Raw genomic sequence first — 21,744 nt, forward strand, 5'->3', positions numbered from 1 at the left:
GCTGGACAACGAGGGAACGAGGGGCGGACGGACGTGGACTACTTCCACGGCTACTCGGTCGTCGGTCTGGTCGCGGTGGTCGGGGTGCTCTTCGTGGCCGTGGCCTTCGGCGCCGGGCGGCTTTTGCGGCCGGTCGTGCCGACGCAGGAAAAGATGCTCACGTACGAGTGCGGGGTCGACCCCGTCGGCGAGGGCTGGGCGCACACCCAGATCCGCTACTACGTGTACTCCTTCCTCTACGTCATCTTCGCGGTGGACACGATCTTCCTGTTCCCCTGGGCGACGGTCTTCGCCGCGCCCGGATTCGGCGCGACCACGCTGGTGGAGATGTTCGTCTTCATCGGCTTCCTGGCCGTCGGCCTGCTCTACGCCTGGAAGAAGGGCGTCCTCGAATGGACGTGACCCCTGTGACTCCCGCGACGTCCGGTCCTGATGCTTCCGGTGCTTCCGGGCCGGACGGGAGTGAGGTCCAGTACCTGCCGGAGCCGCGCCGGCTGGGCACCCTCGCCCGGCTCGCGCCGGAACCGATGAAGGTGATCCTGAACTGGGGCCGCCGCTACAGCCTGTGGGTCTTCAACTTCGGACTCGCCTGCTGCGCGATCGAGTTCATCGCGGCGTCGATGGCCCGGCACGACTTCATCCGGCTCGGTGTCATCCCGTTCGCCCCCGGCCCCCGGCAGGCCGACCTGATGATCGTCTCCGGCACCGTCACGGACAAGATGGCGCCGGCCGTCCGGCGGCTCTACGAGCAGATGCCCGAGCCGAAGTACGTCATCTCCTTCGGCGCCTGCTCCAACTGCGGCGGCCCGTACTGGGACTCGTACTCGGTCACCAAGGGCGTCGACCAGATCATCCCCGTCGACGTCTACGTCCCCGGCTGCCCGCCGCGGCCGGAGGCGCTGCTCCAGGGGATCCTCAAGCTCCAGGAGAAGATCGCCCGCGAGTCCCTCGCCGACCGGTACGCCGACGGCCCGGTGGCCCGCCCGTCCGTGGCGGCCCTGAGCAGCAAGCTGATCGCCGCACCGCCGACGCCGGGGGAGGACCAGCGATGACGACCCCGGAACCGGGTGCGGAGTCGGAGGCAGAGCCGGGCAATGATCCGGGCGTTGAGCCGGGCGCGGGCGAAGCGGCCGCAGGCGAAGCGTCGGCTGTCGCGCCCGTTCCCGCCGAGCCGGCCGTCGGGTGGCTGCCCGGTGGCGCGGCGGAGATCTTCGGGGCCGAGGCCACGGCGGTGGAGGCGTTCGGTCTGCTGACCGTGGACGTTCCGGTCGGCTCGTGGATCGCCGCGCTGGAGATCGCCAGGGACAAGCTCGGCTGCACCTACTTCGACTGGCTGAGCGCCGTCGACGAGGCCGCCGCGGGCTTCCGGGTCTGCGCGCATCTGGTGTCGCTGCCCGGCGCCGCGGCCGACGGCCGCATGGTGCGGCGGCTGCTCGTCCGCACCACGGTCCCGCACTCGGCGGCCGTGCTGCCCACCGCCGTCGACGTCTTCGCTGGCGCGGGCTGGCACGAGCGCGAGACGCACGAGATGTTCGGCATCGACTTCACGGGCCACCCGCACCTGGTGCCGCTGCTGCTCCCCGACGAGTTCGAGGGCCATCCGCTGCGCAAGGACTTCGTCCTCGCCGCCCGCGTCGCCAAGGCGTGGCCCGGCGCCAAGGAGCCGGGCGAATCGGAGCACGGCGGGCCCAAGCGCCGGACGATGCTCCCGCCGGGCGTCCCTGACCCGAACGAATGGGGCCCGCTCAAGGGCCAGCTCCCGCCGGCCCCGGCCCGCCCGGCCCGCACCCCGCGTGCGGCGGGCGCGGCCGGTGCCGCACGTGGTGCGGCCGCTGCCGGTGCGGGTGCGGGTGCTGCCGCCGAGCGGCCGGCCCGCCGGCCCCGCCCGGCGAGCGACCAGCCCGACGCCCCCTGGCAGCAGGCCCCGGCGGAGAAACCCGCGCCGGTCGAGAAACCGGCTCCGGGTCCGGCTACGGCTCCCGCTCCGGAGACCGCTCCGCCCGCGGAACCCGCACTGCCTGCTGAGACCGCTCCGCCCGCTCCGCCCGTTCAACCCGCCCCGGCCACCCCGCCGGAGACCCCCGACACCGAGGGAGGACCGACCCCGTGAACGACATCCTCGATGTCGCGCTGCGGCTCGTCGCCGTTCTCGTCGTCTTCCTCACGTTCCCGCTCATCATCGGCCAGGCCGAGCACAAGGTGATGGCCCATATGCAGGGCCGGCTCGGCCCGATGTACGCGGGCGGCTTCCACGGGTGGGCCCAGCTGGTCGCCGACGGGGTGAAGTTCGCGCAGAAGGAGGACATCGTCCCGGCCGAGGCCGACCGGCGGATCTTCCAGCTGGCGCCGGCCGTCGCGCTGCTCCCCTATCTCCTGGTGCTGATCGCCATTCCGGTCGGCCCGAACGGCTTCGTGGGACAGGCCATCGACGCGGGGCTGTTCTTCGTGCTCGCGGTGATGGGCATCGGGGTGCTGGGTTCGCTGATGGCCGGCTGGGCGTCGGCCAACAAGTTCTCGCTGCTCGGCGGGTTGCGTACGGCCGCCCAGCTGATGGCCTACGAACTGCCGATGCTGCTGGCGGCGGCCTCCGTCGCGATGGCCGCGGGCACGCTCTCGCTCCCCGGGATCGTCGACGCGTACCAGTGGTGGTGGACGCCGTGGCAGATCATCGGCGCCCTCGTCTTCTTCATCGCGGGCCTGGCCGAACTCCAGCGCCCGCCGTTCGACATGCCGGTCGCCGACTCGGAGATCATCTTCGGCGCGTACACCGAGTACACGGGTCTGCGCTTCGCGCTGTTCCTGCTGGCGGAGTACGCGGGCATCGTCGTGCTGTGCGGGCTGACCACCGTGCTGTTCCTCGGCGGGTGGCACGGTCCGTGGGCCGACAGCGTCGGCTGGGTGTGGACGCTGCTCAAGACCGCGGTGCTCGCCTTCGTCGTCATCTGGCTCCGGGTCACGTATCCGCGGCTGCGTGAGGACCAGCTGCAGAAGCTCGCCTGGACCGTCCTCATTCCGCTCGCCCTGGCGCAGATCGCGCTGACCGGCGTCGTCAAGGTGGTGATCTCCTGATGCCCATTCCCGGCCACGGCCTGGCCAAGGGCCTTGCCGTCACCCTCAAGGCGATGACGCGCCGTTCCGTCACCGCGCAGTACCCCGACGTGCAGCCCGACCTGCCGCCGCGCAGCCGCGGCGTCATCGCACTGTTCGAGGAGAACTGCACGGTCTGCATGCTGTGCGCGCGCGAATGCCCCGACTGGTGCATCTACATCGACTCCCACAAGGAGACGACGCCCGCCACCGCGCCCGGCGGGCGGGAGCGCAGCCGCAATGTGCTCGACCGCTTCGCCATCGACTTCTCGCTCTGCATGTACTGCGGGATCTGCATCGAGGTGTGCCCCTTCGACGCGCTGTTCTGGACGCCGGAGTTCGAGTACGCCGAGACGGACATCCTCGAACTGACCCATGAGCGCGACAAGCTCCGCGACTGGATGTGGACGGTGCCGGCCCCGCCGGCACTCGACCCCGGTGCCGAGGAGCCCAAGGAGATCGCCGCCGCCCGCAAGGCGGCGGACAAGCTCATCGCCGCGCAGCAGGCGCAGCAAGCGGAACAGGCGGGACAGGCCGAGCAGGCCCAGTCGGCCGAACAGGCGGGACAGGCCGAGCAGGCACCACCGGAGAGCAGCGCATGAGCCTCGCAGCCGCCGCCGCGGCCCCTTCCGGATTCCTCTCCCCGACCGGGGTCGAGATCGCCTTCGTCCTCGTCGGTATCGCGACCCTCGGCGCCGCGCTGATCTCCGTCACCACCAAGCAGCTGGTGCACGCCGCGCTGTGGCTGGTGGTCGCGCTCGGCGGGCTCGCCGTCGAGTACCTGCTGCTGACGGCGGAGTTCATCGCCTGGGTGCAGGTGCTGATCTACGTCGGTTCCGTCGTGGTCCTGATCCTGTTCGGGCTGATGCTCACCCGCGCGCCCATCGGCCGCTCCCCGGACGCGGACTCCGACAACCGCTGGGTCGCGGTCACCGTGGCGGCCGCCTCCGCGATCACCCTGGTCTGGGTGGTCGTCGACGCGTTCCGCACCACGTGGATCGATCTGGACGGTCCGGTCCAGGGCTCCACCAAGGTCACCGGGCAGACCCTCTTCCAGCACTGGGTGCTGCCGTTCGAGGCGCTGTCGGTGCTGCTGCTCGCCGCCCTCGTCGGCGCCATCGTGCTGTCCCGCAAGAACCAGGACCAGGACAAGGAGAGCTGATGCACCTCGCCTATCCCGCCGTGCTCGCGGTCCTCCTCTTCTCCATCGGGCTCTACGGCGTCCTCGGCCGCCGCAACGCGATCCTCGTCCTGATGTCCGTCGAGCTGATGCTGAACGCGGTCAACCTCAACCTCGTCGCGTTCGACGTCTGGCTGCGCGACACCCTGCACGCCGGCCAGGCGCTGACGCTCTTCACGATCACCATCGCCGCCGCCGAGATCGGCATCGGCCTGGCGATCGTGCTGCTCGTCTACCGCAACCGCGGCAGCTCCGACGTCGACAAGCTCACCGACCTCGCCGAGAACGGCCTCGCCGGAACCGGTCCGGCCGGCGCGGGCAGCACGCCGGACGCGGCGGCAGACGAGAAGGCAGAGGCCACCGCGTGACCCTCACGACCCTTGCCGCGCTGGTCCCCCTGCTCCCGTTCCTCGGCGCGGCCGCCGGACTGCTGCTGGGCCGGCGGGCCCCCGGATTCGTCCGGCCGCTCGCCGTACTGCCGACCGCGGCGGCCTTCGTGCTGGCCGCGGTCGTCGCCGTGCGGCAGGGCAGCGGCGCGCCCACCGACGCCGCGACCCGGCTCACCCCGACCGGCTCGGTCCCCATCGACCTCGCCCTGCACCTGGACGGCTTCGCCGTCCTGATCGCGGTGCTCGTCGGCCTCGTGGCGACCTGCGTCCAGCTCTACTCGACGGCGTACCTGCGCGACGATCCCCGTTACCCCTCCTACGCCGCCCTGGTCTCCCTCTTCACCGCCGCCATGTTCCTGGTCGTCTACTCCGGCGACCTGATGGTGCTGCTGGTCGGCTGGGAGATCATGGGCATCTGCTCGTACTTCCTGGTCGGCCACTACTGGGAGACCGAGGTCGCCCGCGCGGCGTCCATGAAGGCGTTCCTCGTCACCAAGCTCGGTGACGTCCCCTTCATCATCGGCGTCTTCGCGCTCGCCACCGACGCGGGCACCTTCCGCATCAACGGGATCCTCACCGCCGCCACCCACGGCCAGCTCCAGCACCCGACGATCGTCGCGCTGCTGCTGCTCGCCGGAGTCGCGGGCAAGTCCGCCCAGTTCCCGCTGCACACCTGGCTGCCCGACGCGATGGCCGGCCCGACCCCGGTCTCCGCGCTGATCCACGCCGCGACCATGGTCGCGGCCGGCATCTACCTCGTCGCCCGGCTGCTGCCCGTCTTCACCGCCAGCGCGGCCGCGCTGGCGGTCCTCGCCGTCATGGCCGCCGTCACCATGATCGGCTCGGGTCTCGCGGCCCTCGCCCAGGACGACATCAAACGGGTACTGGCCTACTCGACGATCGGCCAGCTCGGCTACATGGCCGGCGCGCTCGCCGTCGGCGACCGCAGCGCCGCCGTCTTCCACCTCCTGTCCCACGGCGCCTTCAAGGCGCTGCTCTTCCTCGGCGCGGGCGTGGTCATCCACGCGGCCGGCACCAACTCGCTGTCCGCGATGTCCCGCATGGGCGACCTCGGCAAGCGCGCCCCGGACGCCATGTGGACGATGGGAATCGCCCTGGCGGCCCTCGCCGCCCTGCCCCCCTTCTCCGGCTTCTTCTCCAAGGAATCGGTGCTGCGCGCCGCCGAGCACGCCTCCGGCGGCCACACCGACGGCGTGCCGTCGGCGGTCGGCTGGACCGTGCTGGCCGCCGGGCTGATCACCGCCGTGCTCACCGCCGGCTATGCCACCCGGCTCTTCCTGCTCGCCTTCCGGGGCAGCGGCCCGCGCGCCGCCGACCACGGCCGCGAGCCCGCGATCATGAACGCCGTCCTGTGGGTGCTCGCCGTCCCCAGCGTCGCGTTCGGCATGATCGCCCTCGTCCCGTCGGTCTTCGACCTCCCGAAGTGGTTCGACGGCACCGAGCTCACCCCGACCCTCCTCACCTCCGTCCTCGGCATCGGCCTCGCCCTCGTCGGCGTCCTCGTCACCTACGGCGCCTGGACCGCCGGTGCCGCCCGCCGGTCCGCCGCCCCGCTCGGCGCGATCGGCGCCGACTCCGGCGCCGAACCCGCCGAGGCCGAGGCGACCGCCATCGCCGCGCACACCGCCGTCTACGGCGACATCGCGTCGTCCGACGACCCGGCCGACCCTGGCCGGCTGCTCCTCGGCCGCCTGCACCGCCACGCGGCGAGCGGCTTCCACCTCGACGCCGTCTACACGGTGCTCTTCGTCCGACCGGTGCTCGCCGCCGCGAACCTCGTCCGCTTCCTCGACCGCGAGGTCGTCGAGACCTACGTACGGGGAGCGGGCGCGGTGCCGCGCCTGCTCGGCGCGGCCGTCCGGCGCGCCCAGACCGGAAATGTCCAGACCTATCTCAGCGCGCTGCTGGCCGGTGCCGTCGTACTCGCCGTCCTCGTCGCCGTCGGAGCGTGAGCCGTGAACGACACCGCCCTCCAGTACGTGCTCGCAGGCATCGTCGTCCTGCCCCTGCTCGGCGCCGTCGGAGCCCTGCTCCCCGCACCGCCCGGCCTCCGGGGGCGTGACCCGGACCAGGCCGTGCTCCGCCACGGCGTCACGGTCACCGGCGCCGTACTGATCCTGGCGATCGTCCTCGCGGCCGGCTTCGACCACGACCACCCGGCGACGATGCAGGCCAGCACCGACCTCACGTGGATCCCCGCCCTCAACATCCACATCCATCTCGGCGTCGACGGCATCTCGCTCCCCCTCCTCGTCCTGACCGCGCTGCTGACCTTCCTCTGCGCGCTCTACAGCTACTTCAAGATGCCCGCGGGCCCGTCCCCCAAGGCCTTCGTCGCCCTGCTCCTCGTCCTCGAAGCGGGCACCCTCAGCACCTTCGCCGTGCTGGACCTGATGCTCTTCTTCCTGGCCTTCGAGACCGTCCTCATCCCGATGTACTTCCTCATCGCGCGCTGGGGCGGCGCCGGCCGCGAGGCGGCCTCGCTGCGCTTCATCCTCTACACCCTCCTCGGCTCCGTGATCATGCTGCTCGGCCTGCTGCTCATCGGGCTGAAAGCGGGCACATTCGACATGGTGGCACTCGCCACTGACAACGGGTCGTCGCTCAGTCACTCCACGCAGTTGCTCGCGGTCCTCGCCATCGGTATCGGCTTCGCGATCAAGGCCCCGATGTGGCCGCTGCACAGCTGGCTCCCGGACGCCCACACCGCCGCGCCCACCGTCGGCTCCGTGCTGCTGGCCGGCGTGATGCTCAAGATGGGCACCTACGGATTCGTCCGTATCGCGCTGCCCGTCGCCCCGGACGGCATGCACACCTTCGCGCCCTACCTGGCCGCGTTCGCCGTCGTCGGCATCGTCTACGGGTCCCTCGCCTGTCTCGCGCTGGCCCGCAAGGGAGCCGGCGGCGACCTGAAGCGCCTCATCGCGTACTCCTCCGTCGGCCACATGGGCTTCGTGCTGCTCGGCATCGCGACCCTCACCCCCACCGGTGTGAACGGCGCGCTCTTCGCGAACGTCGCCCACGGCCTCATCACCGGCCTGCTGTTCTTCCTGGTCGGCGCCATCAAGGACCGCTACGGAACGAGCGACCTCGACCGCCTCACCGGGGAGAACGGCGCGGCCCTGTACGGCAGGGCCCCCCGCCTCGGCGGTCTGCTCGCCTTCGCCGCCGTCGCCTCCCTCGGCCTGCCGGGGCTGGCCGGCTTCTGGGGCGAGATGCTCGCCATGTTCGGCGCCTTCAAACCCGCCGACGGGCTCAGCCGCCCCACCTACCTGGTGTTCACGGCGGTCGCCGCGTTCGGCACCCTGCTCACCGCCGCGTACCTGCTGGCCGTCGTGCGCCGCGTCTGCATGGGGGACAAGGGCACCGCGGAGTCCGGGCAGCCGGTGCTGTCCGACGTCCACGGCTACGAGTTCGCCGCCTGGACCCCGCTCGCCGCCCTCACCGTCCTCGCCGGCCTGTGGCCCGCGGCCCTCCTCGGCCTCACCGACCCGGCCGTGCGCTCGCTCCTCGGAGGCAGCTGATGAGCATCCCCGTCACCGGCTCCCATGCCGCCTCCTCCCATGGAACCGGAACGCTCGCGGCGGACGCGGTCGGCTCCCTCGTGCAGTCCGTGGACTGGATCGCCATCGCCCCGGCGGCGATCCCCGCGGCCGTCGCGCTCGTCGTCCTGGTCACCGACCTCTTCCTCCCCAAGGAGAAGAAGGCCCTGCTGGGCTGGGTCACCATCGCCGGCCTCGCGCTGGCCGGGCTGGCCCTGGGCCCGCTGCGGGCCGGCCACCGCAAGACGTTCTGCCTCACCACCGACGCCGGTGACTGCTCCTACGCGGCCGACCACTTCACCGTCGTCATCCAACTCCTCGTCCTCGGCGGCGCGTTGCTGACGGCGCTGCTCTCGATGCACGACATGGAGAAGTACCCGGCCGGCGAGTACTGGTTCCTGCTGCTGTCCTCGGCCGCCGGAGCCGCGCTGCTGCCCGCCTCCCGGGACCTGGCGACCCTGGTCGTCGCCCTCGAGGTCACGACGCTGCCCGCCTTCGCGCTCGTCGGCATCAAACGCGGCGACCGGCTCTCCTCCGAGGCCGCGCTGAAGTTCTTCCTCTCCTCCGTGGCGGCGACCGCCGTCACCCTGCTCGGCGTCAGCTTCGTGTACGCCGCCACCGGCACCCTCCACCTGGCGTCCATCGCGGACGGGCTCGGCGACGTACAGCCGCAACTCGCGACGCTCGCCAAGGTCGGTGCGGTCCTCACCCTCGTGGGCTTCGCCTTCAAGCTCGCCGCCGCGCCCTTCCACTTCTGGGTACCCGACACCTACGTGGGCGCGCCGCTGCCGATCGCCGCGTACCTCTCCGTCGTCGGAAAGGCCGCGGGCTTCTCCGGCCTCATCCTCATCACCGTGATCGCGTTCGAGCCGTACGCCGACGTCTGGGGCCCGGTCGTCGCCGTACTGGCCGCCCTGACGATGACGGTCGGCAACGTCGCCGCGCTGCGCCAGCGCGCCGGGTACGCGCACAGCGCGGTCCGGCTGCTGGCCTGGTCCTCCATCGGCCAGGCGGGCTACCTCCTGGTGCCGATCGCGGCCGCCGCGTACTCCGACGACCCGGAGCACCAGATCGGCACCACCGTGGCGTACGCCCTGATGTACGCGGCCGTGAACCTCGGCGCCTTCGCGGTGGCCGCCCTCGTCGCCCGAACGGCCCCCGCCAACCGCCTGACCGACTACCGGGGGCTCTACGCGAGCCGCCCGCTGACGGCCCTCGCGCTGGCGTTCTTCCTGCTCTGCCTGGCCGGGCTGCCGCCGGGCGTCATCGGGCTCTTCGCCAAGGTGGCGGTCTTCTCGTCGATCGTCGGTACGGGACCGGTCTGGCTGGCCGTCGTCATGGCCGTCAACGTGGTCATCGCGCTCGTCTACTACCTGCGCTGGACCGCGCTCCTGTTCGCGAAGCCGGAGGCCGGGCCGGCGACGGACACCGGCGCCGCGGAAGGCACCGCAACGGTCTCCGGAACGGTCGCCGGTGCGGTTGCCGGTGCGGTCGCCGTGGGATTGCCCGCCACCAGGGCGCCCGCCCCGCTCACCGCCGCCATCGCCCTCACCGCGATCGCCGGGATCGTGCTCTCCGGCGTCCCCCAGCTGGTCCTCCGCTACGCCTCGGGGGCGCTGCTCTGACCCCGCCCAGGGCGTGTGCACAAGGGAACTAGCGGCCTTCCGGTGGCGTTGACCAGTACAGGAGGTTCTCCTAAGAGGGGAGAAGGTTCCCTCGCCGCACACCTTGGAGGGCGCACCGTGCACCGCCGGCACAATGGGCTGAAGACCGCCGTACTCCTCGGCGGTCTGTCCGCACTCATCCTCGTCATCGGCAGCTTCTTCGGCCGGACGGGGCTCATCGTCGCGCTCGTCATCGCGATCGGCACCAACGCCTACGCGTACTGGAACAGCGACAAGCTGGCTCTACGCGCGATGCGCGCCCGCCCCGTCAGCGAGTTCGAGGCCCCAGCCCTCTACCGCATGGTCCGCGAGCTCTCCACGGCCGCGCGCCAGCCCATGCCACGGCTGTACATCTCACCCACCGAAGCGCCCAACGCCTTCGCCACCGGGCGCAATCCGCGCAACGCGGCGGTCTGCTGCACCGACGGCATCCTGCAGATCCTCGACGAACGCGAGCTGCGCGGCGTGATCGGCCACGAGCTGAGCCATGTCTACAACCGCGACATCCTCATCTCGTCGGTCGCCGGCGCGCTCGCCTCCGTGGTCATGTTCCTCGTCAACTTCGCCTGGCTGATCCCCGTCGGCCGCTCCAACGACGACGAGGGACCCGGCATCCTCGGCATGCTGCTGCTGATGATCCTCGGCCCGCTGGCCGCCTCCGTCATCCAGCTCGCCGTCAGCCGCTCCCGCGAGTACGAGGCCGACGCCTCCGGTGCCCGCCTCACCGGCGACCCGCTCGCCCTGGCCAGCGCGCTGCGCAAGCTGGACGCGGGCACCAAGGCGCTGCCGCTGCCGCCCGAGCCGCGCCTCGAGACCGCCAGCCATATGATGATCGCGAACCCGTTCCGGCCCGGCACCACGTCGAAACTGTTCTCCACCCACCCCCGATGGCCGAGCGCATCGCGCGCCTCGAACAGATGGCAGGACACCGCCCATGAAGACGATCCTGAACATCATCTGGCTCGTGCTCTGCGGCATCTGGATGGCGATGGCCTATGCCATCGCCGGCCTGATCTGCTGCATCCTCATCATCACGTTCCCGTGGGGCGTGGCCTCCTTCCGGATCGCCAACTACGCCCTGTGGCCCTTCGGCCGCACCACCGTCGAACGGCACGACGCGGGCGCGGGCTCCCTCATCGGCAACATCATCTGGATCGTCTTCGCCGGCTGGTGGCTGGCGCTGGGCCACATCGTGACCGGGATCGCCCTGTGCCTGACGATCATCGGCATCCCGTTCGGCATCGCGAACTTCAAGATGATCCCGCTCTCGCTGGTGCCGCTCGGCCGGGAGATCGTCCCGACCGACCGGCCGTTCGCCACGCGCTGAGCGACCGCCTCAGCTCCCCTCAGACCCTCAGACCCTCAGCCTCCTCAACCGCCCTGGCCGATGGTGTCCACGGTGTCGACGAGCTTCTCGAAGAAGAACTCGTGCTTGAGGAACGAGGTGTCGTACTCGTGCCCGGGATACGGCGGGATCAGCTGAGCCGCCTGGAACAGCCGCCAGCCGTCGCACAGCGCGGCCACCCCCGTCCCGTACGGCGGTTCGTCGCCGTCCCCGGTGGTCGGCGACGTGGCGCCCGTCCCGTCGTAGGCGGACCACCCCACGACCTCGGAGTCCAGCGCCGACGTGGTCAGGTACAGCACCAGTACGCGCTGCCGCAGGGTGCTCGTGGCGCTCAAGGCCTTCACGGTGTCGGTGTCCACGGTGCTCATGCCTCGCTCCTCGGGTATGCGGGGACGACGCGCTGCGGCCGGTTGGCGACGCGCGTCATCCAGTGGTCCAGGTCGTACGTGCTGTCGCCGGTCAGCGCCCGCCACAGCTTGATCCGGTTGTGGAACTCCAGCCGGGCGGCGGCCGCTTCGTACCAGGGGAAGCGCGTGCCCAGCTCGGCGGCGACCGCCGGGTCGGCGAGATCGCCGGTGTCCCACAGCCGCAGCTGCCGCACCACCGGATTGAACCGGATCTTGAACATGTAGCGCGGGACGTCGCTGTCGTTGCGCCGGCCGCCGTGCCAGATCCCGTGGTGCAGGAACACCACGGTCCCGGCCGGGCACACCAGCCGGGTCTGCCCGCGCAGGTTCTGGTACCGGCCGGTGTCGCTCTCGTTCGTACGCCGCAGATGGCTGCCGGGCACGCTCAGCGTGCCGCCCATCTCCAGCGTCACCGCCTGCGGGTAGTACATGAGCTGTACGTCGAACGCGTCCGGCCGTACGTCGATGATCGCGTCGGCGTGCAGCGGCTGCGCCTGCCCGTCCCGGGGCCGGCGGATGTGCACCGCGTGATGGTCGACGGCCGGCCCGGGGCCCACGAGGCTGCGCAACGCTCCCGCCACCACCGGGAGTTCGACGAGGTCGCGGGCGAAGGACCCCCGCTCGTACGCCTCCTCCAGCGGCGTCCCGTACGGCACCTCCGGTATCCCGGCCGCCAGGACGCCCATCGCCCGCTCGTTCATCTCCTCCGGTACGACCGCGTCCATGCGCAGCGAGCCGTGCGCCACGAAGTGCGCCATCTGGACGGAGCTCAACAGGCTCCTGGTCTCCGTGCTGGTCCCAGTGCTGGTTTCCATGCGGCAACGGTAAAGAGGAATCCCCTGGCAGCGCGTGGGTCACACTCACCACTACTGGTACGTTTTCACCATGGATGCCGTCGCCCTCCACCTCGACGAGCCACCCCGGGTGGTGAACCTCGGAGTCGGTGTCCACGGCCCCGCCGGCCACACCGATGTCTTCCGGCTCCCGGACCTGTGGCAACTGCACCTCTACCGCTACACGGCAGACCTCACCGTCGACGGCACCCCGCACGCCATCCGGCCCGGCCGCGTCAGCCTCGTCCCGCCCGGGGCGACCGTCAGATACCGCTACCGCGGCCGTTCCGAACACCTCTACGCCCATCTGCGCATCCCGGAGGCGGGCGAGCCCCGCAGCGTCCCCGTCATCCAGGACGCGGGCGCACAACTGCCCATGCTCTCCGCCCTGATGCTGCAGGCGGTGGCCGCCCAGCCCGGCAGCCCCGCCAGGACGGCGGCCGAGATATGGGCCGTCCTGTGGCGCGTCGCCCACCTCACGGCCCCCGCCGCGTCCGACGGCCCGCACCCCGCCGTGGCCGCCGCCATCGCGCACATCGAGTCGCACCTCGCCGACCCGCTGACGGTCCCCGGCATCGCCCGCGCGGCGGGCGTCTCGCACAACCACCTCACCCGGCTGTTCCGCGCCGCGACCGGCGACACCGTCGTCACCTACATCCGGCGCCGCCGCCTGGAACGCGCCCGGCATCTGCTCGTCGAGTCGACGCTCTCCATCCCGGCCGTCGCCACCTCGGTCGGCATCGCGGACCTCCAGGCCTTCAACAAGGCCTGCCGCCGCGAACTCGGCGCCTCCCCACGCGCCGTCCGGCAGGGCCCGCCGGGGCACGGCGGCTCCGGAACGCGGTGAGGAACGCGGTGAGAAACGCGGTGAGGGCGGCAACCGGGATTGTCCCGGCGGCCGCCCTCATCCACTTCACCACTCCACCGCTTCCCCCCAGCGGGTCAGCGGTAGTTCACGTACTGCAGCGCGAAGTCGAAGTCCTTGCCCTTCAGCAGCGCCTGAACGGCCTGCAGATCGTCCCGGCTCTTCGAGCTGACCCGCAGCTCGTCGCCCTGGACCTGCGCCTTGATGCCCTTCGGGCCCTCATCACGGATGATCTTCGCGACCTTCTTGGCGTTGTCCTGCGAAATCCCCTCCTCGATCGAGGCGAAGATCTTGTACTCCTTGCCGGAGAGCTGCGGCTCACCGGCGTCCAGCGACTTGAGCGAGATTCCCCGCTTGACCAGCTTGGTCTCGAAAACGTCGAGGATCGCCTTGACGCGCTCCTCCGAGTTCGCCTGCATCAGAATCTTCTCGCCCGACCAGTCGATCGAGGCCCCGACGTTCTTGAAGTCGTAGCGCTGCGAGATTTCCTTCGCGGCCTGGTTGAGGGCGTTGTCGACCTCCTGCCGCTCGACCTTGGAGACGATGTCGAAACTGGAGTCGGCCATCTTGAGTTGGCTCCTTGGCTGTGATCCGTCAGTACCGCGACCCGTCCCCGGGCCGCCCTCCCAGCCTAGCCACCGCGCCCGCCCCGAACACTGATCCATCAGGTGGCGAACCACCCCCGCGCATCAGGTATCGTTTACGTCGTTGCCACAGACCACCCTCAAAAGTGACCTGCGGCGGCTTCCCTGGCGGTGTGCCCGAGTGGCCAAAGGGAGCAGACTGTAAATCTGCCGGCTCAGCCTACCCAGGTTCGAACCCTGGCGCCGCCACGGTAAAGAAGGGTCCCTCGGACCGCGGAAACGCGGATCGGGGGGCCCTTCTTCGTTCGTTCGGGTGGGGTTCGTCCGGGGTCAGTTGCCGGAGATGTCCTTCACCGCGACCGGGACCGGGGTGGGGCCCGAGATGACTTCCAGGGTGAGGCCGGCCGTGGACGGGGTGTCCAGGAGTTCGGCGAGGACGGCGGCCACGTCGTCGCGGGGGATGGGGCCGCGGCCGGTCCTGGCCGCCAGCTGGACACGGCCGGTGCCGGGGTCGTCGGTGAGGGCGCCCGGGCGCAGGATCGTCCAGTCGAGGTTCTCGCGGGCGCTCAGGTCGACGTCGGCCGCCGTCTTGGCGCGCAGGTACTCGGCGAAGACGGGGTCGGTGCCGGGGGCCGGCTCGGCTCCCGCGCCCATCGACGAGACGATGATGTAGCGCCGGGCCCCGGCCCGCTCGGCCGCGTCGGCGAAGAGCACGGCCGCGGCGTGGTCGACGGAGTGCTTGCGCTCCGGGCCGCTGCCCGGTCCCGCGCCCGCCGCGAAGACGGCCGCGTCCGCGCCGCGCAGGGCCGCCGCGACCTCGTCGACGGTGGCCGACTCCAGGTCGCAGACGATCGGCTCGGCGCCGGCGGCCCGCAGGTCGTCGGCCTGCTCGGGTTTGCGGATGATGCCCGCCACGTCGTCTCCGCGGGCGGCGAGCAGTCGCTCCAGCCGCAACGCGATCTTTCCATGTCCACCTGCGATCACAATGCGCATGATGGCGACGCTACGCCCGCCGGGCGTCCCGCGCGCGTGCACGGCGTGAACGGCTCACCATCGGGTGACGCCCGGAATCGTCTGTCGCGCTCGCGATGGCGGCCTGCCCCGGGGGGCTGGCGCATCGTCAGAAGGCGTCAGGCGAGGCCGCCGTCGCTCCGTGACTGGCGGGGCAGGTCGAGGGCGGCGGTGGTCGCCGAATCGCAGTACTCGCGGACGGCGCTGGTGCGGGAGACCACCCGGCCGCGGTGGATGACGATGCGGCTGTACGCGAGGGAGAGCACGCCCTCGATCCGTTCCCCGCGTACGGCGAGCAGTTCGGCGGGGAAGCCCGCCTCCACCCGGATCTCGGGCAGCCCCAGGACCGCCCGCGCCTGGCCGCTGACCGCGTCGTAGGCGTCCGCCGCACCGCATTCGCCGTAGGAGGTGAGAAGGAAGGCGGCCTCCAGGGGGTCGCCGCGTCCGACGGGGTTGGCCAGGTCGCGCAGTGAGCCGCTGCCCGCCGCGACGCGTACGCCGGCCGCGCGCAGTTCGCGTACCGGGGCGAGCAGCCCCGCCGCGCCGCGCCGGGAGGACTCCAGCGCGCCGCAGCCGCCCTGCGGCAGGGCCACCACGGAGACGCCGGCCGCGGAGAGCTGGCCCGCGGCGCGGGTGGCGGCAGCCTGCGGGAGGCGGGCGAGGCCGTTGCAGGGGCCGATGACGACGCCGGGGCGCAGCCCGCCGGCCATGGCGGCGAGCCGGGCCAGCCGGGCCGGATCGTCACCCTGCGTGTGCAGATCCACGGGGAGGCCGAATTCGGCCGCGACCGCGAGGACGGCCTCTGCGTAGCCGCTCGGGTCCGGGTCGAGGTCGGGGCAGCCGCCGACGACGCCGGCGCCCATCTTGAGCGCGTCGCGCAGCGCGGAGAGCCCGTCGGCGCCGGCCACGCCGGTGAGGAGACGGGGGACGGCGACGGCGTGCAGATCGACGAGCCCGCGCAGCGCGCGGCGGGCCTGGAGCACGGCGGCGAGGGTGCCGAGTCCCTGGATGTCGCCGATCCGGACATGGGTGCGGATGGCCGTTGCGCCATGGCCGAGTTGGAGGAGCGCGGCCTCGGTGACGCGCCGCTGCACGTCCTCGGGTTCGTACGAGGGCGGGCCCGAGGCGACGCTCGCGTCGGCGGTGAGCGCGCCGTCGAGGTGGGCGTGCGGTTCGGCGGGTGCCGGCAGCAGCAGGTAACCGCGCAGGTCGATGCGGGTCCCGTCGGCGTCGCTGTGGTCGGGGGCGGCGGTGAGACTGCCGGCGGTGCCGACGGCTTCGATACGGGTGCCGCTCAGCCGCACGTCGACCGTGCGGCCGTCGGTGAGATGCGCACCACACAGCAGCAGCGTGGTGGTCTCGGCGGCGGTGCCGCGCTGGTTCTCGGTCATCGCGCTCCTCCGGTACTGCGGCTCTCGGGTGGGAGGCAAGATCACGCAGGGACGGGGCGAGCCTATGGGGCAGCTCACGCAGGGTCCGGGAGGAGGCCAATAGTCGTACTGGCGTGGTCGATCGAGGCTGTCCCGCGGGCTCCTCGGGGGAGCCTCGCGGCGCACTCGGAGGGGGTCGGAACGAGCTCCGGACGGGCCCCGGAAGAGCTACGGAAGAGCCCGAAGTGTGTCGTGAGATATGGATTTCACCTTCGGCTTCGGACCGTGTAATGTCTTCCTCGCTCGCCCCAATAGCTCAGTCGGTAGAGCGTCTCCATGGTAAGGAGAAGGTCTGCGGTTCGATTCCGCATTGGGGCTCTGATGGATCGGCCACCCGCCGCTTGGTGGAGGTCAGTTCATCGCAGCGGTGTAGCTCAGTTGGTAGAGCAAGCGGCTCATAATCGCTGTGTCACCGGTTCAAGTCCGGTCACCGCTACCCTGCGTAGTCGTAGTCGATTGTGGGTTTAGTCCTTCAATCGGCTACTCTCGTTGTGTTCATGTACCCATCCGTTCGTCAAGGAGCACTCACGTGGCCGCCACCGACGTCCGCCCGAAGATCACGCTGGCCTGCGTGGAGTGCAAGGAGCGGAACTACATCACCAAGAAGAACCGGCGTAACGACCCGGACCGTCTTGAGATGAAGAAGCACTGCCCGCGCTGCAACGCGCACACCGCGCACCGCGAAACGCGCTAACAACAGGCCGTAACACACTACGAGGCCGCCCCCATTTCTGGGGGCGGCCTCGTGGCGTTGATCCGCCCGCCCGCGGCATGAGACCCCGGACGTCAGCGTCGTCACCACGCCCGCCATGATGATGACCGCCACCCTGATCAGCATCCCGTAGCCGGAGGTACCGATGGCACTGGACCAGTCCTTCGTCGGGCGGAGCTATCCGCCCACCGCCCCCTATGAGGTGGGCCGGGAGAAGATTCGCGAGTTCGCCGAAGCGGTGGGCGACCTCAATCCCGCCTACACCGACCCCGACGCCGCCAGGGCGCTCGGGCACCCGGATGTGATCGCGCCGCCGACGTTCGCGTTCTCGATCACGTTCAAGGCGGCCGGCATGGTCGTCCAGGACCCCGAGTTGGGGCTGGACTACAGCCGGGTGGTCCACGGCGACCAGCGGTTCGTCCACTCGCGCCCGGTGCGGGCCGGGGACCGGCTCACGGTCGTCTCGCACATCGACTCGATCAAGTCCCTCGCGGGGAACGACGTCCTGTCGGTCCGCGGTGAGGTGCACGACGAGAACGGTGAGCATGTCGTGACGGCGTACACGATGCTCGTGGCCCGCGCGCAGGAAGGGGTGTGATCCGGATGGCAGCGAAGATCTCCTACGACGAGGTCGAGGTCGGCACCGAGCTCCCGGCGCAGACGTTTCCTGTGAGCCGCGCCACCCTCGTGCGGTACGCGGGTGCGTCCGGTGACTTCAACCCGATCCACTGGAACGAGCGGTTCGCGAAGGAGGTCGGACTGCCGGACGTCATCGCGCACGGCATGTTCACGATGGCCGCCGCGATCCGTGTGGTCACCGACTGGGTCGGCGACCCGGGTGCGGTCGCCGAGTACGGCGTGCGGTTCACGAAGCCCGTCGTCGTCCCGGACGACGACAAGGGCGCGGTGATCGAGGTCACGGCCAAGGTCGCGATCAAGCTGGACGACGAGGCCCGCACGGTCCGCGTGGACCTGGTGGCCACCGCCGCCGGCCAGAAGGTGCTGGGCCTGTCCCGCGCCGTCGTCCGACTGGCCTGAGCAGACTCCGAAAACGGGGGGACTTCCTCAGAAAGGAAGTCCCCCCGTTTTCTGCTTGACGAAGTTAGTTAGTGGTCACTACCTTAGGGGCATGGCGAAGACGAGCATGCGGATGAGTGCGGAGGACCGGCGTGAGAGCGTCACCCGTGCCGCGATGACCGAGTTCGCCAAGGGCGGCTATTTCGGAACGTCCACAGAAGCGATCGCCCGCCGGGTCGGGGTCTCGCAGCCGTATCTGTTCCGGCTGTTCCCCACCAAGGTGGATCTCTTCAAGGCCGCCGCGAACCGCTGCTTCGACCGCACCATCTCCACCTTCGAGCAGGCCGCGGAGGGCCTGGAGGGGGAGGACGCGCTGGCGGCCATGGGGCAGGCCTACGGCGAGATGATCGAGGAGGACCGTGATGTCCTGCTCATGCAGATGCAGCTCTACGTCGCCGCCGCGGCGTCGGGTGACGGTGACGTGGCCGAGCTGGTCCGCCGCCGGTGGCTCGGCATGTGGGACATGGTGCGCGCCCGTACCGGTCTCGACGACGAGTGGATGAACAAGTTCTTCTCGACCGGGATGCTGATCAACACACTGGTGTCGCTGGGGATCCCCTCGGACGACCGCTGCTGGTTGGGCTTCCCGTTCGAAGAGTCGACGGAGCAGGCGGAGCCGACCGGGCCGAGCGGGCCGACCGAGCCGGCCCCCTGACACCCCCGCCCGCCGGGGCCCGGGCCTCCGGCGGACGGCAGAGGATCAGCGCAGATCGCCGCATACGTGTACCCGCATAAGTTAGTGACTGATAACTAATCCCCGGGAGGGGTCATGCAGGAGCAGGAGCACCAGCAGCAAGAGGCAGGACAGGAGAAGGGACCCCGGCGCGGTACCGCCGTATGGGCCCTGATCATCACCAGCCTCGCCGGCTTCATGGCGAGCCTCGACAACCTCGTTGTCACCACCGCGCTGCCCTCCATCCGGAAGGACCTCGGCGGGGCGCTCGAAGACCTCGAATGGACGGTGAGCGCCTACACCCTCACCTTCGCGGTCCTCCTGATGTTCGGCGCCGCCCTCGGTGACCGGTTCGGCCGCCGCCGGCTCTTCACCGTCGGCCTCGGGCTGTTCACCGTGGCCTCCGCCGCCGCCGCGCTCGCCCCCGGCATGGGTGAGCTCATCGCCGCCCGCGCCGCCCAGGGCGTCGGCGCCGCGATCATGATGCCGCTGACCCTCACCCTGCTCTCCGCCACCGTCGCGCCGGAGCGCCGCGGTATGGCATTCGGCATCTGGAGTGCGGTCAACGGTCTCGCCGTCGCCACCGGCCCGCTCATCGGCGGCACCCTCACCGAGCACTTCTCCTGGCAGTGGATCTTCTGGCTGAACGTGCCGATCGGGCTGCTCCTGCTGCCCCTCGCCCGGCTCCGCCTGAACGAGAGCCGCGGCCCGAACTCCCGGCTGGACGTCCCCGGCACCGCGCTCGCCAGCGCCGGCCTCTTCGGCATCGTCTACGCCCTCATCCGCGGCAACGCCGACGGCTGGACCAGCCCCTCCGTCCTGACCGGCCTGATCGCCGGCGCCGCGCTCATCGTGGCGTTCGTCGCCTACGAGAACCGGGCCGCGCACCCCATCCTGCCGATGCGGCTCTTCCGCAACCGCGCCTTCAGCGCGGTGAACGCGGCCAGCCTGCTGATGTTCCTGGGCATGTTCGGCTCGATCTTCCTGCTGAGCCAGTTCATGCAGAACGTGTCCGGCTACTCGCCCATGGAAGCCGGCGTCCGGATGCTCCCCTGGACGGCCATGCCGATGATCGTCTCGCCCATCTCGGGCATCCTCTCCGACCGCATCGGCGGCCGCCCGATCATCGCCGCCGGGCTGGCGCTCCAGGCCGTGGGCCTCGCGTACTTCGCACTCGTCGTCACGACGGACGTCTCCTACGCGGCCCAACTGCCCGCGCTGATCATCAGCGGTATCGGGATGGCGATGTACTTCGGACCCACCGCCAACGTCGTGATGTCCAGCGTGCGCCCCGAGGAACAGGGCATAGCCTCCGGCGCCAACAACGCGTTCCGTGAGCTCGGCGGCGCCCTCGGCGTCGCGATCCTCGCCTCCGTCTTCTCCTCCCAGGGCGGCTACGAGTCCGCCGGCCGCTACGTGGACGGCCTGGTGCCCGCACTGTGGGTCGGCGCGGTCGCGGTCGGCCTCGCGTCGGTCGCCGCGGTGATCATCCCGAGGCGGCGCAAGGCGACGGCCACCCCGGCCGACGCCCAGCCGCAGCGCACCCTGGAGCCGGTCGCCTGACCGGCGGAAGAGCACGCTCGTCGCCTGACCGGCGAGGAGCACACCGGGAGCGCACCGAGCACACCGGGAGCACACCGAGAACACCGAGCACACCGAGAACACCGAGAACACCCCCTGGGGACCGGCCGACCGGTCACCAGGGGGTGTCCCCGTAGGGTGGACGGCGTGCACGTAACCCACGACACCCCCCTCGCCCCCCTGACGACGTTCCGGCTCGGCGGCCCCACGGCCCGCCTCGTGACGGCCACCACCGACGCCGAAGTCGTCGAGGTGGTCCGTACGGCGGACCGCGCCGGCACGCCGCTCCTGGTGATCGGCGGCGGCAGCAACCTCGTCATCGGGGACGCCGGATTCGACGGCACCGCGCTGCGCATCGCCACCACCGGCTTCACCCTCGACGGCACCGCGCTGGAACTGGCGGCCGGCGAGGTGTGGAGCGACGCGGTCGCCCGGACCGTCGAGGCCGGCCTGGCGGGCGTCGAGTGCCTGGCGGGCATCCCCGGATCCGCCGGGGCGACGCCGATCCAGAACGTGGGGGCGTACGGGCAGGACGTCTCGGCGACCGTCACCGAGGTCGTCGCGTACGACCGCCGCAGTGGCGGGACGGTGACGGTCCCCGCCGCCGACTGCGGCTTCGCCTACCGCGACAGCCGCTTCAAGGCCGACCCGGAGCGGTACGTCGTCCTGCGGGTGCGCTTCGGCCTGGAGGACGCCGGCGGGCTGTCGGCGCCGGTGAAGTACGCGGAAGTGGCCCGCGCCCTGGGCGTCGAGGCCGGCGACCGGGTCCCGGTGGCCACCGCCAGGACGACGGTGCTGGCGCTGCGCGCCGGCAAGGGGATGGTGCTGGACGCGGCCGACCACGACACCTGGTCGGCGGGTTCGTTCTTCACCAATCCGATCCTGACGGAGCGGGAGTTCGCGGAGTTCGTGAGCCGGGTGCACGACCGGCTCGGCGCGGACACCGAACCGCCCGCCTATCCCGCGGGGGACGGCCTGCGGAAGACGTCCGCGGCCTGGCTGATCGACCGCGCCGGGTTCGCCAAGGGGTACGGGGACGGCCCGGCCCGGATCTCCGGGAAGCACACCCTGGCGCTGACCAACCGCGGCCAGGCCAAGACGGAGGACCTGCTGGCCCTCGCCCGTGAGGTCCGCGACGGTGTGCGATCCGCCTTCGGAGTCACGCTCGTCAATGAACCGGTCATGGTCGGAGCCCGTCTTTGAGGCGGGGAAGAGTCTCGGAGAGACCTCCCGGCGGTTTCCGCGCGGGCTGGTGACGAGGTCCGAGCGAGGGAATTGCCGCCCCGGCGAACGGTCGTTGACGGAAGCTGACGGTAAGGGCGGAATGTGCGCAGGGCGGGGAC

23 protein-coding genes, 3 tRNA genes and 1 pseudogene are annotated in these 21,744 nt (G+C 71.1%); 22 read left to right on the forward strand and 5 right to left on the reverse strand.

What is annotated here, in order from left to right:
- Positions 1-33 precede the first annotated feature (33 nt).
- The 12 genes and pseudogenes from LNW72_RS23745 to LNW72_RS23800 all read left to right on the forward strand — a co-directional run bounded on the left by LNW72_RS23745 (position 34) and on the right by LNW72_RS23800 (position 11,210).
- On the forward strand, positions 34-402 hold the full coding sequence (locus tag LNW72_RS23745; RefSeq protein ID WP_138359465.1) for an NADH-quinone oxidoreductase subunit A: 369 nt from the start codon (positions 34-36) through the stop codon (positions 400-402).
- Positions 393-1,052 carry an NADH-quinone oxidoreductase subunit B family protein gene (locus LNW72_RS23750; protein WP_250977241.1) on the forward strand — a complete coding sequence of 220 codons (660 nt, stop codon included), beginning with the start codon at positions 393-395 and terminating at the stop codon, positions 1,050-1,052. The genes LNW72_RS23745 and LNW72_RS23750 overlap by 10 nt, the downstream gene beginning before the upstream one ends.
- Entirely contained in the window at positions 1,049-2,110 is a 1,062-nt protein-coding gene (locus tag LNW72_RS23755; RefSeq protein ID WP_250977242.1) for an NADH-quinone oxidoreductase subunit C, read from the forward strand. Before LNW72_RS23750 ends, LNW72_RS23755 begins: the two co-directional genes overlap by 4 nt.
- A complete protein-coding gene (nuoH, locus tag LNW72_RS23760; protein WP_250977243.1) occupies positions 2,107-3,069 on the forward strand; it encodes an NADH-quinone oxidoreductase subunit NuoH in 963 nt (320 codons plus the stop codon). Before LNW72_RS23755 ends, nuoH begins: the two co-directional genes overlap by 4 nt.
- A complete protein-coding gene (locus tag LNW72_RS23765) occupies positions 3,066-3,689 on the forward strand; it encodes an NADH-quinone oxidoreductase subunit I (RefSeq protein ID WP_250980282.1) in 624 nt (207 codons plus the stop codon). The genes nuoH and LNW72_RS23765 overlap by 4 nt, the downstream gene beginning before the upstream one ends.
- Positions 3,686-4,249, forward strand: coding sequence for an NADH-quinone oxidoreductase subunit J (locus LNW72_RS23770; protein WP_250977244.1), 564 nt, complete (start codon positions 3,686-3,688; stop codon positions 4,247-4,249). Before LNW72_RS23765 ends, LNW72_RS23770 begins: the two co-directional genes overlap by 4 nt.
- Positions 4,249-4,635 (forward strand): NADH-quinone oxidoreductase subunit NuoK, encoded by a 387-nt coding sequence (gene nuoK, locus LNW72_RS23775; RefSeq protein WP_250977245.1) that lies wholly within the window; start codon positions 4,249-4,251, stop codon positions 4,633-4,635. The genes LNW72_RS23770 and nuoK overlap by 1 nt, the downstream gene beginning before the upstream one ends.
- Positions 4,632-6,629, forward strand: coding sequence for an NADH-quinone oxidoreductase subunit L (locus tag LNW72_RS23780; protein ID WP_250977246.1), 1,998 nt, complete (start codon positions 4,632-4,634; stop codon positions 6,627-6,629). The genes nuoK and LNW72_RS23780 overlap by 4 nt, the downstream gene beginning before the upstream one ends.
- Before the next feature lie 3 nt (positions 6,630-6,632).
- Complete coding sequence (locus LNW72_RS23785; protein ID WP_250977247.1) at positions 6,633-8,201, forward strand: NADH-quinone oxidoreductase subunit M; 1,569 nt, start codon at positions 6,633-6,635, stop codon at positions 8,199-8,201.
- Complete coding sequence (locus tag LNW72_RS23790; protein WP_250977248.1) at positions 8,201-9,844, forward strand: NADH-quinone oxidoreductase subunit N; 1,644 nt, start codon at positions 8,201-8,203, stop codon at positions 9,842-9,844. The genes LNW72_RS23785 and LNW72_RS23790 overlap by 1 nt, the downstream gene beginning before the upstream one ends.
- 117 nt (positions 9,845-9,961) lie before the next feature.
- Positions 9,962-10,821, forward strand: a pseudogene (gene htpX, locus LNW72_RS23795) (zinc metalloprotease HtpX).
- Positions 10,818-11,210, forward strand: coding sequence for a YccF domain-containing protein (locus tag LNW72_RS23800; RefSeq protein WP_250977249.1), 393 nt, complete (start codon positions 10,818-10,820; stop codon positions 11,208-11,210). Before htpX ends, LNW72_RS23800 begins: the two are co-directional and overlap by 4 nt.
- A gap of 44 nt (positions 11,211-11,254) precedes the next feature.
- Here LNW72_RS23800 and LNW72_RS23805 read toward each other — a convergent pair whose 3' ends face one another.
- Together LNW72_RS23805 and LNW72_RS23810 are read right to left on the reverse strand one after the other, a co-directional pair.
- Positions 11,255-11,596, reverse strand: a complete 342-nt coding sequence (locus LNW72_RS23805) for a hypothetical protein (RefSeq protein WP_250977250.1) — start codon at positions 11,594-11,596, stop codon at positions 11,255-11,257.
- Positions 11,593-12,450 carry a phytanoyl-CoA dioxygenase family protein gene (locus LNW72_RS23810; protein ID WP_250977251.1) on the reverse strand — a complete coding sequence of 286 codons (858 nt, stop codon included), beginning with the start codon at positions 12,448-12,450 and terminating at the stop codon, positions 11,593-11,595. Before LNW72_RS23810 ends, LNW72_RS23805 begins: the two co-directional genes overlap by 4 nt.
- 70 nt (positions 12,451-12,520) lie before the next feature.
- Here LNW72_RS23810 and LNW72_RS23815 point away from each other — a divergent pair, with 70 nt between their 5' ends.
- Entirely contained in the window at positions 12,521-13,315 is a 795-nt protein-coding gene (locus LNW72_RS23815; protein WP_250977252.1) for an AraC family transcriptional regulator, read from the forward strand.
- 95 nt (positions 13,316-13,410) lie between these two features.
- Here the strand turns inward: LNW72_RS23815 and LNW72_RS23820 are convergent, their stop codons facing one another.
- Positions 13,411-13,899 carry a YajQ family cyclic di-GMP-binding protein gene (locus tag LNW72_RS23820; RefSeq protein ID WP_138352869.1) on the reverse strand — a complete coding sequence of 163 codons (489 nt, stop codon included), beginning with the start codon at positions 13,897-13,899 and terminating at the stop codon, positions 13,411-13,413.
- Between the two features lie 185 nt (positions 13,900-14,084).
- Here LNW72_RS23820 and LNW72_RS23825 point away from each other — a divergent pair.
- Positions 14,085-14,166, forward strand: a tRNA-Tyr gene (locus LNW72_RS23825).
- An 81-nt stretch (positions 14,167-14,247) separates the two neighbouring features.
- Here the strand turns inward: LNW72_RS23825 and LNW72_RS23830 are convergent.
- The gene (locus LNW72_RS23830; RefSeq protein WP_250977253.1) at positions 14,248-14,910 is read right to left on the reverse strand and encodes an SDR family oxidoreductase; all 663 of its coding nucleotides are present in this window, start codon (positions 14,908-14,910) and stop codon (positions 14,248-14,250) included.
- Between the two features lie 137 nt (positions 14,911-15,047).
- Complete coding sequence (locus tag LNW72_RS23835; protein WP_250977254.1) at positions 15,048-16,319, reverse strand: amidohydrolase family protein; 1,272 nt, start codon at positions 16,317-16,319, stop codon at positions 15,048-15,050.
- 284 nt (positions 16,320-16,603) lie between these two features.
- On the opposite strand from LNW72_RS23835, the gene LNW72_RS23840 reads away from it, so the two are divergent.
- The 8 genes from LNW72_RS23840 (at position 16,604) to LNW72_RS23875 (ending at position 21,604) form a co-directional block, all read left to right on the forward strand.
- A tRNA-Thr gene (locus LNW72_RS23840) sits at positions 16,604-16,676 on the forward strand.
- 45 nt (positions 16,677-16,721) lie between these two features.
- Positions 16,722-16,794 (forward strand) — tRNA-Met (locus tag LNW72_RS23845).
- A gap of 93 nt (positions 16,795-16,887) precedes the next feature.
- Positions 16,888-17,052 carry a 50S ribosomal protein L33 gene (gene rpmG / locus LNW72_RS23850; protein WP_004571794.1) on the forward strand — a complete coding sequence of 55 codons (165 nt, stop codon included), beginning with the start codon at positions 16,888-16,890 and terminating at the stop codon, positions 17,050-17,052.
- Positions 17,053-17,215: 163 nt separating this feature from the next.
- Positions 17,216-17,668 carry a MaoC family dehydratase N-terminal domain-containing protein gene (locus LNW72_RS23855; RefSeq protein WP_250977255.1) on the forward strand — a complete coding sequence of 151 codons (453 nt, stop codon included), beginning with the start codon at positions 17,216-17,218 and terminating at the stop codon, positions 17,666-17,668.
- 5 nt (positions 17,669-17,673) lie between these two features.
- The gene (locus LNW72_RS23860) at positions 17,674-18,108 is read left to right on the forward strand and encodes a MaoC family dehydratase (RefSeq protein ID WP_250977256.1); all 435 of its coding nucleotides are present in this window, start codon (positions 17,674-17,676) and stop codon (positions 18,106-18,108) included.
- A gap of 91 nt (positions 18,109-18,199) precedes the next feature.
- Positions 18,200-18,802 (forward strand): TetR/AcrR family transcriptional regulator, encoded by a 603-nt coding sequence (locus tag LNW72_RS23865; protein WP_250977257.1) that lies wholly within the window; start codon positions 18,200-18,202, stop codon positions 18,800-18,802.
- A 114-nt stretch (positions 18,803-18,916) separates the two neighbouring features.
- Complete coding sequence (locus LNW72_RS23870; RefSeq protein ID WP_250977258.1) at positions 18,917-20,383, forward strand: MFS transporter; 1,467 nt, start codon at positions 18,917-18,919, stop codon at positions 20,381-20,383.
- 165 nt (positions 20,384-20,548) lie between these two features.
- Positions 20,549-21,604, forward strand: a complete 1,056-nt coding sequence (locus tag LNW72_RS23875) for a UDP-N-acetylmuramate dehydrogenase (RefSeq protein ID WP_250977259.1) — start codon at positions 20,549-20,551, stop codon at positions 21,602-21,604.
- The last annotated feature ends 140 nt before the right edge of the window (positions 21,605-21,744 follow it).

Source organism: Streptomyces sp. RKAG293, from assembly GCF_023701745.1.
Lineage (GTDB): Bacteria > Actinomycetota > Actinomycetes > Streptomycetales > Streptomycetaceae > Actinacidiphila.

Excerpts from the sequence above, each read along its gene's own strand:
- LNW72_RS23750 (WP_250977241.1), top strand. The coding sequence starts at position 393 with ATGGACGTGACCCCTGTGACTCCCGCGACGTCCGGTCCTGATGCTTCC.
- LNW72_RS23755 (WP_250977242.1), top strand. The coding sequence starts at position 1,049 with ATGACGACCCCGGAACCGGGTGCGGAGTCGGAGGCAGAGCCGGGCAAT.
- LNW72_RS23770 (WP_250977244.1), top strand. The coding sequence starts at position 3,686 with ATGAGCCTCGCAGCCGCCGCCGCGGCCCCTTCCGGATTCCTCTCCCCG.
- nuoK (WP_250977245.1), top strand. The coding sequence starts at position 4,249 with ATGCACCTCGCCTATCCCGCCGTGCTCGCGGTCCTCCTCTTCTCCATC.
- LNW72_RS23790 (WP_250977248.1), top strand. The coding sequence starts at position 8,201 with ATGAGCATCCCCGTCACCGGCTCCCATGCCGCCTCCTCCCATGGAACC.
- LNW72_RS23800 (WP_250977249.1), top strand. The coding sequence starts at position 10,818 with ATGAAGACGATCCTGAACATCATCTGGCTCGTGCTCTGCGGCATCTGG.
- LNW72_RS23805 (WP_250977250.1), bottom strand. The coding sequence starts at position 11,596 with ATGAGCACCGTGGACACCGACACCGTGAAGGCCTTGAGCGCCACGAGC.
- LNW72_RS23810 (WP_250977251.1), bottom strand. The coding sequence starts at position 12,450 with ATGGAAACCAGCACTGGGACCAGCACGGAGACCAGGAGCCTGTTGAGC.
- LNW72_RS23815 (WP_250977252.1), top strand. The coding sequence starts at position 12,521 with ATGGATGCCGTCGCCCTCCACCTCGACGAGCCACCCCGGGTGGTGAAC.
- LNW72_RS23820 (WP_138352869.1), bottom strand. The coding sequence starts at position 13,899 with ATGGCCGACTCCAGTTTCGACATCGTCTCCAAGGTCGAGCGGCAGGAG.
- LNW72_RS23830 (WP_250977253.1), bottom strand. The coding sequence starts at position 14,910 with ATGCGCATTGTGATCGCAGGTGGACATGGAAAGATCGCGTTGCGGCTG.
- LNW72_RS23835 (WP_250977254.1), bottom strand. The coding sequence starts at position 16,319 with ATGACCGAGAACCAGCGCGGCACCGCCGCCGAGACCACCACGCTGCTG.
- LNW72_RS23855 (WP_250977255.1), top strand. The coding sequence starts at position 17,216 with ATGGCACTGGACCAGTCCTTCGTCGGGCGGAGCTATCCGCCCACCGCC.
- LNW72_RS23860 (WP_250977256.1), top strand. The coding sequence starts at position 17,674 with ATGGCAGCGAAGATCTCCTACGACGAGGTCGAGGTCGGCACCGAGCTC.
- LNW72_RS23865 (WP_250977257.1), top strand. The coding sequence starts at position 18,200 with ATGGCGAAGACGAGCATGCGGATGAGTGCGGAGGACCGGCGTGAGAGC.
- LNW72_RS23870 (WP_250977258.1), top strand. The coding sequence starts at position 18,917 with ATGCAGGAGCAGGAGCACCAGCAGCAAGAGGCAGGACAGGAGAAGGGA.